14 protein-coding genes are annotated in these 15,047 nt (G+C 64.3%); 10 read left to right on the forward strand and 4 right to left on the reverse strand.

What is annotated here, in order from left to right; all coding sequences use genetic code 11:
• Positions 1-124 precede the first annotated feature (124 nt).
• A complete protein-coding gene (locus RBA95_RS06225) occupies positions 125-1,249 on the reverse strand; it encodes a M14-type cytosolic carboxypeptidase (RefSeq protein WP_306015977.1) in 1,125 nt (374 codons plus the stop codon).
• Between the two features lie 56 nt (positions 1,250-1,305).
• Positions 1,306-2,241: a polyprenyl synthetase family protein gene (locus RBA95_RS06230; RefSeq protein WP_371933596.1), complete on the reverse strand. Its 936-nt coding sequence runs from the start codon at positions 2,239-2,241 to the stop codon at positions 1,306-1,308.
• A 214-nt stretch (positions 2,242-2,455) separates the two neighbouring features.
• Between RBA95_RS06230 and RBA95_RS06235 the strand changes: the two genes are divergently transcribed.
• From RBA95_RS06235 to RBA95_RS06280, 10 genes are all read left to right on the forward strand, one after another.
• Positions 2,456-2,677 (forward strand): DUF2007 domain-containing protein, encoded by a 222-nt coding sequence (locus tag RBA95_RS06235; protein ID WP_306015979.1) that lies wholly within the window; start codon positions 2,456-2,458, stop codon positions 2,675-2,677.
• The gene (locus tag RBA95_RS06240; protein WP_306015980.1) at positions 2,674-3,405 is read left to right on the forward strand and encodes a tRNA1(Val) (adenine(37)-N6)-methyltransferase; all 732 of its coding nucleotides are present in this window, start codon (positions 2,674-2,676) and stop codon (positions 3,403-3,405) included. The genes RBA95_RS06235 and RBA95_RS06240 overlap by 4 nt, the downstream gene beginning before the upstream one ends.
• Before the next feature lie 39 nt (positions 3,406-3,444).
• Complete coding sequence (locus RBA95_RS06245) at positions 3,445-4,290, forward strand: S49 family peptidase (protein ID WP_306015981.1); 846 nt, start codon at positions 3,445-3,447, stop codon at positions 4,288-4,290.
• 1 nt (position 4,291) lies between these two features.
• Positions 4,292-4,438, forward strand: coding sequence for a hypothetical protein (locus RBA95_RS06250; protein WP_306015982.1), 147 nt, complete (start codon positions 4,292-4,294; stop codon positions 4,436-4,438).
• A gap of 290 nt (positions 4,439-4,728) precedes the next feature.
• Positions 4,729-5,619 carry a glycine--tRNA ligase subunit alpha gene (locus RBA95_RS06255; protein ID WP_306015983.1) on the forward strand — a complete coding sequence of 297 codons (891 nt, stop codon included), beginning with the start codon at positions 4,729-4,731 and terminating at the stop codon, positions 5,617-5,619.
• The gene (locus tag RBA95_RS06260; protein ID WP_306015985.1) at positions 5,616-6,218 is read left to right on the forward strand and encodes a glutathione S-transferase family protein; all 603 of its coding nucleotides are present in this window, start codon (positions 5,616-5,618) and stop codon (positions 6,216-6,218) included. The genes RBA95_RS06255 and RBA95_RS06260 overlap by 4 nt, the downstream gene beginning before the upstream one ends.
• A 29-nt stretch (positions 6,219-6,247) precedes the next feature.
• Entirely contained in the window at positions 6,248-8,320 is a 2,073-nt protein-coding gene (gene glyS, locus RBA95_RS06265) for a glycine--tRNA ligase subunit beta (protein ID WP_306015986.1), read from the forward strand.
• Positions 8,321-8,373: 53 nt separating this feature from the next.
• On the forward strand, positions 8,374-11,040 hold the full coding sequence (ppdK, locus tag RBA95_RS06270; protein WP_306015987.1) for a pyruvate, phosphate dikinase: 2,667 nt from the start codon (positions 8,374-8,376) through the stop codon (positions 11,038-11,040).
• A 213-nt stretch (positions 11,041-11,253) separates the two neighbouring features.
• Positions 11,254-12,012, forward strand: a complete 759-nt coding sequence (locus tag RBA95_RS06275) for a cell wall hydrolase (RefSeq protein ID WP_306015988.1) — start codon at positions 11,254-11,256, stop codon at positions 12,010-12,012.
• Positions 12,013-12,110: 98 nt separating this feature from the next.
• The gene (locus RBA95_RS06280) at positions 12,111-12,674 is read left to right on the forward strand and encodes a hypothetical protein (RefSeq protein ID WP_306015989.1); all 564 of its coding nucleotides are present in this window, start codon (positions 12,111-12,113) and stop codon (positions 12,672-12,674) included.
• Here RBA95_RS06280 and nadC read toward each other — a convergent pair.
• Both nadC and RBA95_RS06290 read right to left on the reverse strand, forming a co-directional pair.
• Positions 12,671-13,516, reverse strand: coding sequence for a carboxylating nicotinate-nucleotide diphosphorylase (nadC, locus tag RBA95_RS06285; protein WP_306015990.1), 846 nt, complete (start codon positions 13,514-13,516; stop codon positions 12,671-12,673). The two genes, RBA95_RS06280 and nadC, sit on opposite strands and share 4 nt — an antisense overlap.
• A gap of 1 nt (position 13,517) precedes the next feature.
• Positions 13,518-15,041 carry an L-aspartate oxidase gene (locus tag RBA95_RS06290; RefSeq protein ID WP_306015991.1) on the reverse strand — a complete coding sequence of 508 codons (1,524 nt, stop codon included), beginning with the start codon at positions 15,039-15,041 and terminating at the stop codon, positions 13,518-13,520.
• Between the last annotated feature and the right edge of the window lie 6 nt (positions 15,042-15,047).

Raw genomic sequence — 15,047 nt, forward strand, 5'->3', positions numbered from 1 at the left:
CCTGTCATCCCGGACGCGCCGCGATCCGGGATCTACCGAAATCACTCTGTTCTGATCACAGAGACGCCTGCAGTAGATCCCGGCTCAGGGCCGGGATGACATAGTGGGACAACAGAGTGGGGGCTTACAGCCGATCCAGCATCGCGCGGATGGCGTCGAGCTGGCTGGCGCCGAGCTTCATCGAGCGTTCGGGGGACCAGCCATAAATCTCATCAGGCGTGATGGCGCTGTCCTTGAAGGGCATTTCCAGCGTCATGGCGAGACAATGGAAATGATGACGCATCCAGTGCGTGGCGACTGACAGGTTCGCGGCGCCCGGCGCATCGACCTCATAGCCGAACTCGGTCTGGAAATCGGGATTGAAGCGCTTGAGCTCCGCCTTGTAGCCGTCGAGCTTTTTCTGATCGGCCTCCGTCCAGCCCGGCACGCCTTCCGCGCCCGCGATGAAGTTATAGGGCAGGCCCTCATCACCATGCATGTCGAGGAAGAGATCGACGCCAGTCTTTTCCATTTCGTCGAGCACGCATTTGACTTCGGGAGAGTTCTCCGCGCTCGCCTTGTCCCATTCACGGTTCAGATTGACGCCCTTGGCGTTCGTGCGCAGATGGCCGCGGAAGGATCCGTCAGGGTTCATGTTCGGCACGATGTGGAAGACGGCCTTGGACAGAAGATCGCGCGCTACCGGATCGGTGTCATCGAGCAGGCGTTCGAGAAGGCCCTCCGCCGCCCATTCCGCCATGGTTTCACCCGGGTGCTGGCGCGCGGTGATCCAGAGCGTCTTCTTGCCCTCGCCCGGCTCGCCCACGATCAGGCGGTCCATGTCGCGACCGTCAAGGGTTTCCCCGATCACATCGAGCGTGACGCGCGGATCGGCCTGGCAGGCGGCGATCAGGGCGTCATGGCGCGCCATGGAATAGGGCGCGAAATAGGCGATCCACACGGCATCCGCTTCGGGAGTGAGGGTGAGCACCAGCTCTCCGTCGGCATAGGACGTCTCGATCCGCTCCCAGCTTTCACGGTCTTCGGAAGCGACGGCCTGATAACCGTCCCAGCCATCCAGATACGCCGCGCCGCCCGCGTTTTCGATCACCATGCGGCAGGTCTGACCCTTCGCGCCGGACAGGCGGAAATGGAACCATTGATAAAAGTCCGAGCCATTGTCCTTTCGGATCTCAAGGCGGATATCCTTGGGATCGGTGGCGGACTTCACAACGATATTGCCGGAATCAAACTGGCTGGAGATGCGCATGGCGGACCTTTAGCGGTTTGCAGATGTGAAAAGGGCGGCCAAGGCCGCCCGGTGGATCAGTATGCGCGCTCGACAACGAACTCTGGAAGGGCGGCCAGCGCCTCTGTCCATTCGTTCTGCGGCGCGATGTTCAGCGCGTTCACGGCGTTCGAGGCGTGGGTGCGGGCCGCTTCCAGGGTGGCGTCCAGAGCGCCGTGCTTTTTCAGGATGGCGAGCGCCTCGTCAAAGTCGGCGTCGGTCTGCTCACCCTCGCTGATGACGCGGGTCCAGAAGGCGCGCTCCTTGTCGTCGGCGTTTTCCATGGCGAGCGCGACGGGCAGGGTGATCTTGCCTTCGCGGAAATCGTCGCCGGTATTCTTGCCGAGCTCTGCGGCCATGCCGCCATAATCGAGCGCGTCATCAACGAGCTGGAAGGCGAGGCCCAGTTCGCGCCCATAAGTCTCCAGCCCGTCCTCGACGGCCTTGTCGGCGCCGTGAAGGATCGGGGCGACCTGGGCGGCGGCGGAGAACAGCGCCGCGGTCTTTGCATCAATGATGCTCATATATTCGTCGCGGCTGATGTCGATATTGCGCACGGCGGCCAGCTGGCGCACCTCGCCCTCGGCGATCACCGAGGCGGCGCGGCTGAGCACGTGCAGGGCGTCCATGGAGCCGGCGTCGACCATCATCATGAAGGAGCGCGCGAACAGGAAATCGCCGACCAGAACCGAATGGGCGTTGCCCCAGACGGTGTTGGCGGGCGCTTTTCCGCGACGCAGCTCGCTTTCATCCACCACGTCATCATGCAGCAAGGTGGCCGAATGGATATACTCCACGGCCGCCGCGAGGGAGACGTGACCTTCACCCTCATAGCCCAGCATGCGAGCGGCGGTGACAGTGATCAGGGGGCGGATGCGCTTGCCGCCGGCGGCGACCAGATAATCGGCGGTTTGCGGTATGGAGCGCGTGGCGCTGGCCATACGTTCCTCGATCACGGCCTCAACGGCGGCCATGTCATCGCTGGCGAGCGTGGCCAGCCGGATCACCGGATTGACCGGTTCTGCCTTCAAATCTGCCTGAGGGAGTCCGTTCACCCCGAGCCCCTTGATGTTCTCGTTCAGCGCGCCGCACAATAGGGAGCGCCCCCTGAAGCGGCAAGCACGCGACGCTGTGCGAACGCATTGGACGGTTCATGTATCATGAACAGCATATAGGCCGGAGACCGGAATGATCGAAGTGCTTGCGACAAACGATCCCGTGAAACTGAGTTTCGCGCAGGCCGTCCTCAAGGAGGCGGGGATCGAGGCGGTGACCCTGGATGAGCAGACAGCCTCCAATTTCGGCGGGGCCTTGCCCTGGATCAAACGGCGTATGCTGGTGCGTGATGAGGACGGCGCGCGGGCCAAATCCCTGTTGGCGGATGCGCTCAAGGGTGACGAAGACAATTGACCCGGACACCGGACGCCTTTCTGGGCGGCAAGATCAGACTGTATCAGCTTGAAGACGGCTATCGCGCCGGCATGGATGCGGCCGTATTGATCGCTGCGCTCAATCTCCAGCCGGGCCAGACGGCCATGGAGTTTGGCTGCGGCGCGGGCGCGGCGCTTCTGGGCGCGGCGGCGCTTTATGATCAGGTGCAGTTCATCGGGATTGAGCTTGATACCAAGGCGGCGGCGCTGGCGCAGGAGAATGTCGCGCTCAACGACATGACGGGGCGCGTGCGCGTCATCGAAGGCGACGCGCTGGGCTATCACGATGCGCGCGAGCTCGACGCCGTGTTCTTCAACCCGCCCTTCTTTGATGATCCGACCGCCCTGCGTGCGCCCAAGGCCGGCAAGACGCCCGCCTGGATGTCCGATGCCGGTCTGGTCGCCTGGATCGACACCGGGTTGCGACGCTTGAAGTCAGGCGGTGTGATTACCCTGATCCAGCGGGCTGATCGGCTCGATGACATTCTGGCCGCTCTGAAGGGGCGGGCGGGGGCGGTCACTGTCCTGCCGATCCATGTCCGGTCCGATGAAACCGCCAAGCGCGTGCTGGTGCAGGCGACCAAGACCGGCAAGGCGCCGCTGCAGATCCGGCCGCCTTTGGTCCTGCATCAGGCGGGTGAAACGGGCTTCACGGCCGAAGCAGACGCCCTGTTCCGGGGCGAGCTGCGGCTTGAGTTTCGCCGCTGACACCCCACCTCATCTCTATCTGGTTGGAGACGCAAAATAATGTCAGCAAAAGACTCTCTGAAATCGGCCTGGGACAAGACCTGCGAGGCCGTCATCAAACTCCTGGGCATGGACAAGCCCGTCGTGCCGGTGATCCGTCTTGAAGGCGTGATCATGTCAGGCGGGCGCAATGCCAATGCGCTGAACCTGCAACGGGTGGAGAAACAGATCGAGAAAGCCTTCTCGATGTCGGACGCCGCCGCCGTGGCGCTCCTGATCAACTCCCCCGGCGGCAGCCCGGTGCAGTCGCGCCTCATTCATGAGCGCATCCGCGCGCTGGCGGCGGAGAAAGAGAAAACGGTGCTGGCCTTTTGCGAGGATGTGGCCGCATCCGGCGGCTATTTCCTGGCGGTGTCGGGTGATGAGATCTTTGTCGATCCCGCCACCATCATCGGCTCCATCGGCGTTATCAATGCCGGCTTCGGCTTCACCGAGGCGATGGAAAAGCTGGGCGTCGAGCGTCGTGTGAAGACCGCTGGCAAGAGCAAGCTGGTCGCTGATCCGTTCTCGCCTGAAACCGATCAGCAGAAAGAGCGCATGGAGCGCTTGCTCAACACCGTGCACGGCCAGTTCATCGACCTCGTCAAATCGCGCCGGGGCGACAAGCTCAACCCGCAAGAGGGCGAGGAGCTCTTTGACGGCTCGGTCTTCACCGGAACCGAAGCGATAAAGAACGGCATCGCCGATGAACTGGGTGATCTGCGCAGCGTGGTCCGCGCCCGGTTTGGCGAGGATGTGCGGGTGAAAATGTTCAGCCCGGCCAAGCAGGGCCCGCTCTCGCGCCTCTTTGGCGCGGCGCTTGATGGCGTGGAACTGCGCGCGGTCTGGGCGCGCTTCGGGCTCTGACATGCTGGAGCTGACGCTCTTGCTGGCGGCGGGCGCGGTGATCGCTTTCGTGATCTTCACCCGCCCCGCCAGGGCGCGCCGTGACAAGACCGCGGACGCCGCCGCGGAAGCGGTGCGTCGCAAGCTCGAACGCGAAGGCCGGGATTAGGGGGCAAACCTGATCCCTCTCCCTTCTCTGAGGGGAGAGGTTAGGTGAGGGGTGAGCGGAGTTATATCCGGCTCACATTTGACTGATTGAAGCGCACCCCCTCACCCTGCCTCTCCCCCTTGGTCAAGGGGGAGAGGGGACAGGTCGCGCCACACGACATTCCAATCACCGCATCCACCGCCCCTCTTGCTTGATCGGGGGCGCTGGCGGGCCTAGTGTCGCGCGCGCTTTTGCGTCCGTGAATTATCCCCGGGCGCTTTCCTTGAAAACTGCCGACCGGACGCCCGCCGATGACCGCTTCAAAAGCCCCGAGCTTTCAGGATCTGATCCTTATTCTTCAGCGCTACTGGGCGGACCAGGGCTGCGCCATCCTGCAGCCTTATGACACCGAAGTGGGCGCGGGCACCTTGCACCCGGCGACGACGCTGCGTTCCCTGGGCGCCAAGCCCTGGCGGGCGGCCTATGTGCAGCCCTCGCGCCGTCCCGCGGATGGCCGCTATGGCGAGAACCCGAACCGCTTGCAGCACTATTACCAGTTCCAGGTGCTTCTGAAGCCGAGCCCGGCGAATCTGCAGGAGCTGTATCTGGGCTCGCTCGACGCCATCGGCATTGATCGCAAGCTCCATGATGTGCGCTTTGTGGAAGACGACTGGGAGAACCCCACCGTGGGCGCCTGGGGGCTCGGGTGGGAAGTCTGGTGCGACGGCATGGAAGTCAGTCAGTTCACCTATTTCCAGCAAGTTGGCGGCCTTGATGTGGAGCTGGTGTCCGGCGAGCTGACCTATGGTCTGGAACGCCTCGCCATGTATGTGCAGGGCGTGGAAAATGTCTACGACCTCGATTTCAACGGCGCCGGCATGAGCTATGGCGACGTGTTTCTCGAAAACGAACGCCAGCAATCGACCTTCAATTTCGAGCATGCCGATGTGGACATGCTGATCAAATGGTTCGCGGACGCGGAGAAACAGTGTCAGGCGCTGCTGGCGCTGGATACCCCGCTGCCGCTGCCCGCCTATGACTGGTGCCTCAAAGCATCCCACCTGTTTAATCTGGTGGATGCGCGCGGCGCGATTTCGGTGGCAGAGCGCGCCAGCTGGATCGCGCGGGTGCGCGAACTGGCCAAGGGCTGCGCCAATGCCTGGGTTCAGCTTGAACAACAACGCGAGGAGCCTGCGGCATGACCGTGCATCTGTACTACAACCCGCAATCGCGGGCGGTGATGACGCTGTGGCTGCTTGAAGAGCTGGGCGTGTCCTACGACCTCAAGCCCGTCGATTATGAGGACGGCTCCATGCGGTCTGAAACCTTCATGGCGCTCAACCCGATGGGCAAGATCCCGGTGATCGTCGACGGTGAAACCGTTGTGACCGAGACCGTCGCTATCGCGCTCTATCTGGCCGACAAGTTCAAGGACAATGTTGATCTCGCGCCGGGCATCGATGATCCGCGCCGCGGCGAATATCTGCGCTGGATCGTCTTCCAGGCCGCCTCCATCGAGCCGGCCATGTACCAGGCGGGCATGAAGTTCGAGACCAATCAGCGCTCGGCTGGCTGGGGCAATGTCCAGCTGGTGGCGAAAGTGCTGGAACAGCGCCTGTCTTTGGCGAACCCGTATCTGTTCGGTGACTGGTTCACCGCTGCGGATCTGATCGTGGGCGGCGCCGTGAACTGGGCGTTGCAGTTCGGCATGTTCCCCAAAACGCCCGCCATGAGCGCCTACGCCCAGCGGATGACCGAGCGGCCCGCCTTCCAGCGCGCCTTCGCCACCCAGAATTCCTGACACAGACGTTTCGAGTATCGCATCCCGCCATGGCCCAGTTTCTGTTTGAAATCTTTTGCGAGGAAATCCCCGCGCGCATGCAAGAGCGCGCTGAAGGTGACCTTGCCCGTCTGATGTCGGACCGCCTGAAAGAGGCGGGTCTGAAATGGGACAGCCTTGAAGCCTTCTCCGGGCCGCGTCGTCTGGGCCTTGTGATCGAGGGCCTGCCGCTGAAGACCGAGGATGTGCGCGAGGAACGTAAAGGTCCGCGCACCGACGCGCCGGAGAAAGCCCTTCAAGGCTTCATGCGCGGCGCCGGGATCGACAGCCTGGACCAGTGCAAGATCGAAGAGGGCAAGAAGGGCAGCTTCTATATCGCCGTCATCGAGAAGCCGGGCCGCGAGACGGCCGAGGTGATTTCCGAAGCGATCCCGGAGATCCTCAAGAGCTTCCCCTGGCCCAAATCGATGAAGTTTGGTCAGGACGAAACGGCGCAACGCTGGGTGCGTCCGCTGCGCTCGCTGATCTGCCTGCTCGACGGCGACGTGATCAAGACCGAAGTCTTCGGCATTACCTCTGGCGATGTCACCGATGGCCACCGCATTCATGGCTCCGGCCCATTCTCGGTGACGGATTTTGCCGATTACGAAGCCAAGCTGCGCAAAAATGGCGTGATCCTGCGCCGGGATGAGCGCAAAAAGCTGGTGCTCGAGGGCGCCCGCCGCGTCTGTGAAGAGGCGGGGCTGGAGCTGATCGAGGATCAGGGGCTTCTGGAAGAGGTGACGGGGCTGGTCGAACATCCTGCGCCGATCCTTGGCGATATGGACCCGGACTTCCTCGACCTGCCGCCCGAAGTCATCGCGCTGACCATGAAGACGCACCAGAAATATTTCGCGGTGCGTGACCCCAAGTCCGGCAAGCTGACCAGCAAGTTCGTCGTTCTGGCCAACCAGGACGCGCCGGATGGCGGCACCGCGATCGCGGCGGGCAATGCCCGCGTGCTGTCCGCCCGCCTGTCAGATGCGCGCCATTTCTGGGATCTTGATCGCAAGACCGGGCTTGAGGCGATGGCGTCCGAGCTCGGCAAGGTCACCTTCCACGAAAAGCTGGGGACGGTGGCCGACAAGGTCGAGCGTGTGGCCAAGCTGGCGCGCGAACTCGCGCCGGTCGTGGGCGCGGATGCGGATATGGCTGAGAAGGCCGCGCGTCTGGCGAAAGCCGATCTCGTCAGCCAGATGGTCTATGAATTCCCCGAGCTGCAGGGTGCAATGGGCCGCTATTACGCGCTTGAGGCCGGGCTTGATCCCCAGATCGCCGACGCCATCAAGGATCATTACAAGCCGCAAGGCCCGTCCGACGCCGTGCCGACCGCGCCGGTCAGTGCCGCGGTCGCTTTGGCGGACAAGCTTGATACGCTGGTAGGCTTCTGGGCGATTGATGAAAAACCGACCGGCTCCAAAGACCCGTTCGCCCTGCGCCGCGCTGCGCTGGGGGTGATCCGGATCTTGTTGGAAGCTGACAAGGCTCTCAGCCTGTCTAAGCTGGCGAGTGACGACCTCCTGTCCTTTTTCGCGGACCGCCTGAAAGTCCACCTCAAGGATGAGGGCGTGAAGCATGACGTCATCGATGCGGTGTTCGCGCTGGGCGATGACGACCTCGTACGCGTCACGAAAAAAGCCCGCGCGCTGCAGGCCTTCATGAACACCGAAGATGGTCAGGCGCTGCTGCAGGGCTATCGCCGGGCGGCGAACATTCTGGCGGCGGAAGAGAAGAAGGGCTTCGATCTGGCTTCGGCCCGCGCCGAAGCCGTTTCCGGCTCGGATGAGGACACGGACGCCGCCTTGATGATTGCTATCGCCAAAACCGCAGAGGCTGCGCAAGAGCGCGCGCTGATCGCGGCCATTGAGGGCGCGGACGAGGTGGCCTCGGTTGCTCTCAATACGGAAGACTTTGAAGGCGCCATGTCGGCGCTGTCGCAACTGCGTGAACCGGTCGACGCCTTCTTCGAGGCGGTTGTCGTGAACGCAGAAGATTCTATGGTGCGTCGCAATAGATTGTTGCTGTTGTCGCGGATTCGCGCAGCGGCCGATCTGGTGGCGGATTTCTCACGGTTGGAAGGGTAGGCGCGGGGGCGTCTGCTCTTTGACCCGTTTTGACGATCAGGAAGGTGAGCCCCATGACGAAGTGGGTCTATGCATTCGGCGGCGGTTCGGCGGACGGCGACCGTGAGGATCGCAATCTTCTGGGCGGCAAGGGCGCGAACCTGGCTGAAATGGCCAAGCTCGGCCTGCCGGTTCCGCCCGGATTCACGCTCACCACGGCGGTGTGCACCGCGTTCTATGAAAACGACCGCGCCTATCCGTCTGATCTGAACGATCAGGTCGAGGCGGCGCTCGCGGACCTGGAAAACAAGGTCGACAAAAAGTTCGGCGATCCGTCCAACCCGCTTCTGGTGTCAGTGCGCTCGGGCGCTCGGGCCTCCATGCCCGGCATGATGGATACGGTGCTGAACCTCGGGCTCAATGACGAGACCACCGAAGGCCTCGCCAAGCTTTCGGGTGATCGCCGCTTCGCCCTCGACAGCTATCGCCGTTTCATCACCATGTATTCCGATGTGGTGCTGGGCGTGCCGCACTCCACGTTCGAAGAGATCCTCGAGACCTTCAAGGAAGAGCGCGACTACAATCTCGACACCGAGATCACCGCTGAAGAGTGGGAAGAGGTGATCGCGCAGTACAAGAAGGCCGTCGAGCGCGCGCTCGATTTCCCGTTCCCCACCGATCCCCGCGACCAGCTCTGGGGCGCGATCGGGGCGGTGTTCGGCTCCTGGATGAACGACCGGGCCATCACCTATCGCCGCATGTACGACATCCCGGCCAGCTGGGGCACCGCGGTGAACGTTCAGGCGATGGTGTTCGGCAATATGGGCGACACCTCGGCCACGGGCGTGGCGTTCACCCGCGACCCGTCCACCGGCGAGACCGGCTATTATGGCGAATTCCTGATCAATGCGCAGGGCGAGGACGTGGTGGCGGGCATCCGCACGCCGCAATGCCTGACCGAATCCATGCGCAAGAAGATGGACGACCATCTGCCGTCCATGGAAACGGCGATGCCGGACGTGTTCGCCCAGCTGTGCGATGTGTTCGACAAGCTCGAAAACCATTATCGCGACATGCAGGACATCGAGTTCACGGTCGAACAGGGCCGTCTGTGGATGCTGCAGACCCGTAACGGCAAGCGCACCACCAAGGCGGCGCTGAAGATCGCCGTGGAGATGGTCTCCGAAGGCCTGATCAGCGAGGACGAAGCCGTCCTGCGCGTGGATCCGACCCAGCTTGACCAGCTGCTGCACCCGACCATCGATGAAAGCTATACCCGCGACGTGCTCGCCAAGGGCCTGCCCGCCAGCCCGGGCGCCGCGTCGGGCGCCGTGGTGTTTGACGCCGATGAGGCCGAGACCCGCGCTTCTCAGGGCGAGAAGGTCATTTTGGTGCGCGTGGAGACGAGCCCGGAAGACATTCACGGCATGCACGCCGCCCAGGCGATCGTGACGGCCCGCGGCGGCATGACCAGCCACGCCGCCGTCGTGGCGCGCGGCATGGGCCGTCCGTGCGTGTCCGGCGCCGGCGAGATCCGCATCGACAATGAGGCGCGCAGCTTCACCGCCCGTGGCCGCGTGGTGAAGGATGGCGACATCATCACCGTGGACGGCGCCACCGGCGAAGTGCTGATGGGCGAAGCGCCGATGATCAAGCCGGAAATGACCGGCGATTTCGCAGCGCTCATGACCTGGGCCGACAAGGCGCGCCGCATGAAGGTGCGCACCAATGCCGAAACCCCGGCCGATGTTCAGACCGCCAAGGAGTTTGGCGCGGAAGGCATCGGCCTGTGCCGCACCGAGCACATGTTCTTTGACGCGGACCGCATTGCGGCCGTGCGCGAGATGATCCTGGCCGAAGACCAGAACGGCCGCATCAACGCCCTCGCCAAGATTCTGCCCATGCAGCGCGACGACTTCGCCGACATCTTCCGCATCATGGAAGACCGTCCGTGCACCATTCGCCTGCTGGATCCGCCGCTGCATGAATTCCTGCCGCACACCGAAGAGGATGTGCAGGCGGTGGCCGATGCCACGGGCCTGCCTGCGCAGGGCCTGTGGGAGCGCGCCAAGGATCTGTCGGAATCCAACCCGATGCTGGGCCATCGCGGCTGTCGTCTGGGGATCACCTTCCCGGAAATCTACGAAATGCAGGCGCGCGCGATTTTCGAAGCGCAGGCGCTTGTGGAAAAGGAAACCGGCGTCAAACCGGTCGCCGAGGTGATGATCCCGCTCGTGGCCACCGCCAAGGAGCTCGAAATCCTCAAGGTGCGCGTGGAAGCGGTCGCCGATGAGGTTGATCGTGAAACCGGCAAGCGTCCGCAATACCTGATCGGCACCATGATCGAGCTGCCGCGCGCCGCATTGCGCGCCGGTGATATCGCACACCATGGCGAGTTCTTCTCGTTCGGCACCAATGACCTGACCCAGACCACGTTCGGCCTGTCGCGCGATGACGCCGGCAAGTTCCTGAGCGATTATCTGGAAGCGGGTATTTTCGAGAAGGACCCGTTCGTCTCGCTGGATCAGGATGGCGTGGGCGATCTGGTCAAGATCGCCGCCGAACGCGGTCGCGCCACGCGTCCCGGTTTGAAACTGGGCATTTGCGGTGAGCATGGCGGCGATCCCGCCTCGATCCGATTCTGCGAATCCGCCGGGCTCGATTATGTGTCCTGCTCGCCATACCGGGTGCCGATTGCGCGCCTGGCGGCGGCTCAGGCCGCGCTGAAAAGCGACGCATAAAGGAACGGCTAAGTCCTTACCAGGTCTATTGGAAACCGCTTCGGGGCTTGCCGGGGCGGTTTCTTGCCTTATTTAGGGCATGATCGGTTCTTATTGACCGCGGCTTCATCCAAGCCCACCACTATGTCGGTGAGCGCGTTCAAGACGTATCCTGATGGTCTTGATCTTGCTGATGGCGCTACGCCCAATTGAGGGCGAGCCCCTTGGAGTTTTGTGATTTTGACGGTTACGACTCTTCTCCTTCGCGCCAAGAGCGCCCTGGCCGGTGTCGGCGTTATCGCGGCGTTCGCCGTGATTGCGCTTGGCGTGAGTCTGGCGCCGGAACGGGCGCAGGAACAGGACGAGGCCGGCGATCTGCGCGAGCTGGCGCTTGAATTCCTGGAATTCGAGCAGAGCCGGCCCGCCCTGATCTCCGAGACGGCCTTCAGTTTCGCGTCTTTCGAGATCGATTCCGACCCCGAACAGGGCGCCGTGCTGGTCCAGCGCGCCATCGATAGCGTGGGCGCGCTCAATCTCAATGAACTCGATGCCGCCCGGAACGCCGCCCGCGAGCGTCGCTGCCTGGCGGAAGCCATCTATTATGAAGCGCGCAGCGAGACGCTGGCGGGTCAGATGGCGGTGGCGGAAGTGGTGATCAATCGCTCGCGCCATCGCGCCTATCCCGACACGATCTGCGGCGTGGTTTATCAGGGCGCCGAACGGCGGACGGGGTGCCAGTTCACCTTCACCTGTGACGGCTCGATGATCAACGCGCCCTATGGCCGGGGCTGGGAGCGCGCGCAGAACGTGGCCGACCACGCGCTGATGGGCTTTGCGCGTCCGGTGACCAATCGCGCGACGCACTATCACACCACGGCGGTCGACCCGGTGTGGAATGACACGCTGGTGCGAACCCGCCGGATCGGCTCGCACATCTTCTATCGCTTCCCCAATCGCTCCGAACGTCGCTTGCTAGCCGAACGCGAAGCCTGAACCCACAGGGCCGCCCGCTGGGCGGCCTTGCTGTTTCAGCGATGGCGTGCGCCCGGCCTGCGCGCTAGGGTCTTCCCCTCACAGGGGAGCGGGGGGTCATGATTCACGCAGAGGCGTTGGCGCCGATTACGCAATTTCTGGACGGGATCGGCTTGCCGGTGACCCGGAGCCAGATTGCCGAGGCGAGCTTTCTGCCTGGCGTGGTCATTCGTGAAGGGGCTCTGTTCGTGGACGCCGAGCGCCTGGGCTCTCCTGGCGACATCCTGCATGAAGCGGGGCATCTGGCCGTGACGCCCGCGCGCCTGCGCGGCCATCTCGATGGCGATATCGACGCCTGCGCCGCCGCCCTCATTGCTGACCCGGAGCTTCAGGTGACCGAAGCGGAAGCGTCTCAGATCGCCCGCACCGAGCCGCAGGCCATCGCCTGGTCCTATGCGGCGGCTCTGGCGGCGGGCGTGTCGCCGGCGTGCGTGTTCTGGGCTGAAGGGTATGGCGGCCAACATGGCGGCGCGCCGGAACTGGTGATGATGCAGGTGGCGCAGGGCTTCTTTCCCGGCGTTCAGGGATTGGCGCATACAGGCCTGTGCTCGGCGCCGCCGCCCTTTGGCGATCCAGGCGATCCCGCGCCCTTTCCGCAGATGAAGGCCTGGCTCGCCGTCTAGCGCTCGTCGAGCCCCAGGTCGAAATTGGGGGCGGAGTGGGTGAGGGCGCCGACGCTGATCACGTCCACGCCGGTCTCGGCGATGGCCCGCACCGTGTCGAGATTGACGCCGCCCGAGGCTTCCAGATTGGCGCGACCGTCGGTCAGCAGCACGGCGGCGCGTAAATCCTCGAGGCTGAAATTGTCCAGCAGCACGCTTTCCGCGCCTGCCGCGAGGGCGTCTTCGAGCTGATCGAGCCGGTCCACCTCGACCGCGACGCGGGTCATGTGTCCGGCATAGGCGCGGGCGCGTTTGATCGCTTCGCTGACGCCGCCGCACACGGCCACATGATTGTCCTTGATCAGGATGGCGTCATCGAGGCCATAGCGGTGATAGGCGCCGCCGCCCGCGCGCACCGCTTGCAGTTCCACCGCGCGCAGGCCCGGCGTGGTCTTGCGGGTGTGGGCGACCACCGCGCCGGTGTCGGCGATGGCGGTGACATACTGGCGGGTCAGGGTGGCGATGCCGCTCATCCGACCCAGAAAGTTCAAGGCCGGGCGTTCCGCCGTCAGAATGCCCAGGGCCGGGCCGTCCACAATGGCGACCACATCGCCGTTTTCCAGAATGTCGCCATCGCGCTTGCGCCAGGTGACGGCGATATCGCGATCGACCTGATCAAAACAGGCGTCGGCGGGCTGCTGGCCCGCCAGGACGCCATTGGCGCGGCTCTTGATGACGAAGTTGGCGTTCTTGTCCGCCGGAATGGTGGCGAGCGAGGTGACATCCCCACGTCCGCCCAGATCTTCCTCGAGCGCACGGGTGACGAGCGCATGGATCAGATGGCGCGGCAGGGCAGGGATCATCTCAGGCAGCTCCGGCTTGGCGCAGCTTGGCGTGCGCCGGGTAAAGGTCAGACAGCGTCAGGCGGGTATGGCGCCCGGGCTCGGCGCGCTGGGGGAAGTCGGTGCGGCTGTGGCCGCCACGGCTTTCCTCACGCGCCAGTGCGCCCTGGGTCAGAAAGCGCGCGGCGATCAGGGCGGGCGCTGAGCCGTGCTCGGCCTTCAACGCGTCAAGCAGGCTCAGAAGCGTCGTCAGGCCCTCGGCGCTCCGGGTCACGCCTGCCTGCGCGCTGACGGCGCTGCGCAGGGTCTGGAGCACGCTTTGCGGCAGCTCGCATGGCGCATCGGCGGGTTGCGCCTGTACCCGGCGCGTCGTTGCGCGTTGGATTGCCTGGGCCGCGCGATGACCGAACACCAGCCCTTCCAGCAGGGAGTTGGACGCTAGTCGGTTGGCGCCATGCACGCCGGTGGAGGCGCATTCACCCACCGCCCACAGGCCCGGAACGCCGGTAAAGCCATCAAGATCGGTCTCGACCCCACCCATATGATAGTGGGCCGCCGGGGCGACCGGGACGGGATCGGTACGGGGGTCTATGCCGCCGCTCATGCAGGCCTTGAACACGGCGGGAAAATGATCGGGAAACTGGGCGCCGACCGCCTCGCGGGCATCGAGATACGCCCCGGCGCCGGACAGGTTCTGCGCATGCACGGCGCGGGCGACCACATCGCGCGGCGCCAGCTCGGCGAGCTCATGAACATCCAGCATGAAGCGATGACCGTTTCGGTCAATCAGGACCGCACCCTCTCCGCGCAGGGCTTCGGTGGCGAGCGGGGCGGGGTCGCGGCCAATATCAATGGCGGTGGGGTGAAACTGGACAAATTCGGGATCGCGGATCACTGCGCCCAGTGCGGCCGCCATCACCATGGCCTGGCCCTGGCTGGTCCAGGGCGTGGTGGTCACCGCATAGAGCCCGCCCAGCGAGCCGGTGGCGAGCACGGTATGGCTCGCCTCGATCGTGTGCAGCTGGCCCTCGGGATCGCGCGTCAGAACGCCGGCGCAGCCCTTGGCCTGATCGGGCAACAGCGCCTCGGCGCGCCAGCCATCCCGGATCTCGATATGATCCGCCTCGCGTACGGCGGCAATGAGGGCGGCCAGAATGCCCGCGCCCGCCTGATCACCCTTCATCCGGGCGACGCGGGCGACCGAGTGCGCGGCCTCGCGCGACAGCGACCAGCCGCCATGTTCTGTGCGTTCCAGCGCAGCGCCCATGTCACAAAGCGCGCGGACCTCGCTGGCCCCTGCGCTCGCCAGCACCATGGCGGCGGTCTCATCCACCAGACCGGCGCCCGCCATCACCGTATCGCGGGCATGCAGCGCTGCGCTGTCATCCGGGCCCAGCGCCGCCGCCACCCCGCCTTGCGCCCAGCCGGTCGAGGAGCCGTGCCCGAGGGGTGAACCGGTCAGCAGCACCACAGGGTTGGGCGCGGCCTTCAGGGCCGTCCACAACCCGGCGATCCCGGCGCCGACAATGAGGAGGGGGTGGGTCAAAGCATC

Source organism: Oceanicaulis sp. MMSF_3324 (assembly GCF_030733545.1).
Lineage (GTDB): Bacteria > Pseudomonadota > Alphaproteobacteria > Caulobacterales > Maricaulaceae > Oceanicaulis.

Excerpts from the sequence above, each read along its gene's own strand:
- RBA95_RS06280 (WP_306015989.1), top strand. The coding sequence starts at position 12,111 with ATGATTCACGCAGAGGCGTTGGCGCCGATTACGCAATTTCTGGACGGG.
- RBA95_RS06230 (WP_371933596.1), bottom strand. The coding sequence starts at position 2,241 with ATGGCCGCCGTTGAGGCCGTGATCGAGGAACGTATGGCCAGCGCCACG.
- glyS (WP_306015986.1), top strand. The coding sequence starts at position 6,248 with ATGGCCCAGTTTCTGTTTGAAATCTTTTGCGAGGAAATCCCCGCGCGC.
- RBA95_RS06250 (WP_306015982.1), top strand. The coding sequence starts at position 4,292 with ATGCTGGAGCTGACGCTCTTGCTGGCGGCGGGCGCGGTGATCGCTTTC.
- RBA95_RS06260 (WP_306015985.1), top strand. The coding sequence starts at position 5,616 with ATGACCGTGCATCTGTACTACAACCCGCAATCGCGGGCGGTGATGACG.
- nadC (WP_306015990.1), bottom strand. The coding sequence starts at position 13,516 with ATGATCCCTGCCCTGCCGCGCCATCTGATCCATGCGCTCGTCACCCGT.
- RBA95_RS06255 (WP_306015983.1), top strand. The coding sequence starts at position 4,729 with ATGACCGCTTCAAAAGCCCCGAGCTTTCAGGATCTGATCCTTATTCTT.
- RBA95_RS06225 (WP_306015977.1), bottom strand. The coding sequence starts at position 1,249 with ATGCGCATCTCCAGCCAGTTTGATTCCGGCAATATCGTTGTGAAGTCC.
- RBA95_RS06235 (WP_306015979.1), top strand. The coding sequence starts at position 2,456 with ATGATCGAAGTGCTTGCGACAAACGATCCCGTGAAACTGAGTTTCGCG.
- RBA95_RS06245 (WP_306015981.1), top strand. The coding sequence starts at position 3,445 with ATGTCAGCAAAAGACTCTCTGAAATCGGCCTGGGACAAGACCTGCGAG.
- ppdK (WP_306015987.1), top strand. The coding sequence starts at position 8,374 with ATGACGAAGTGGGTCTATGCATTCGGCGGCGGTTCGGCGGACGGCGAC.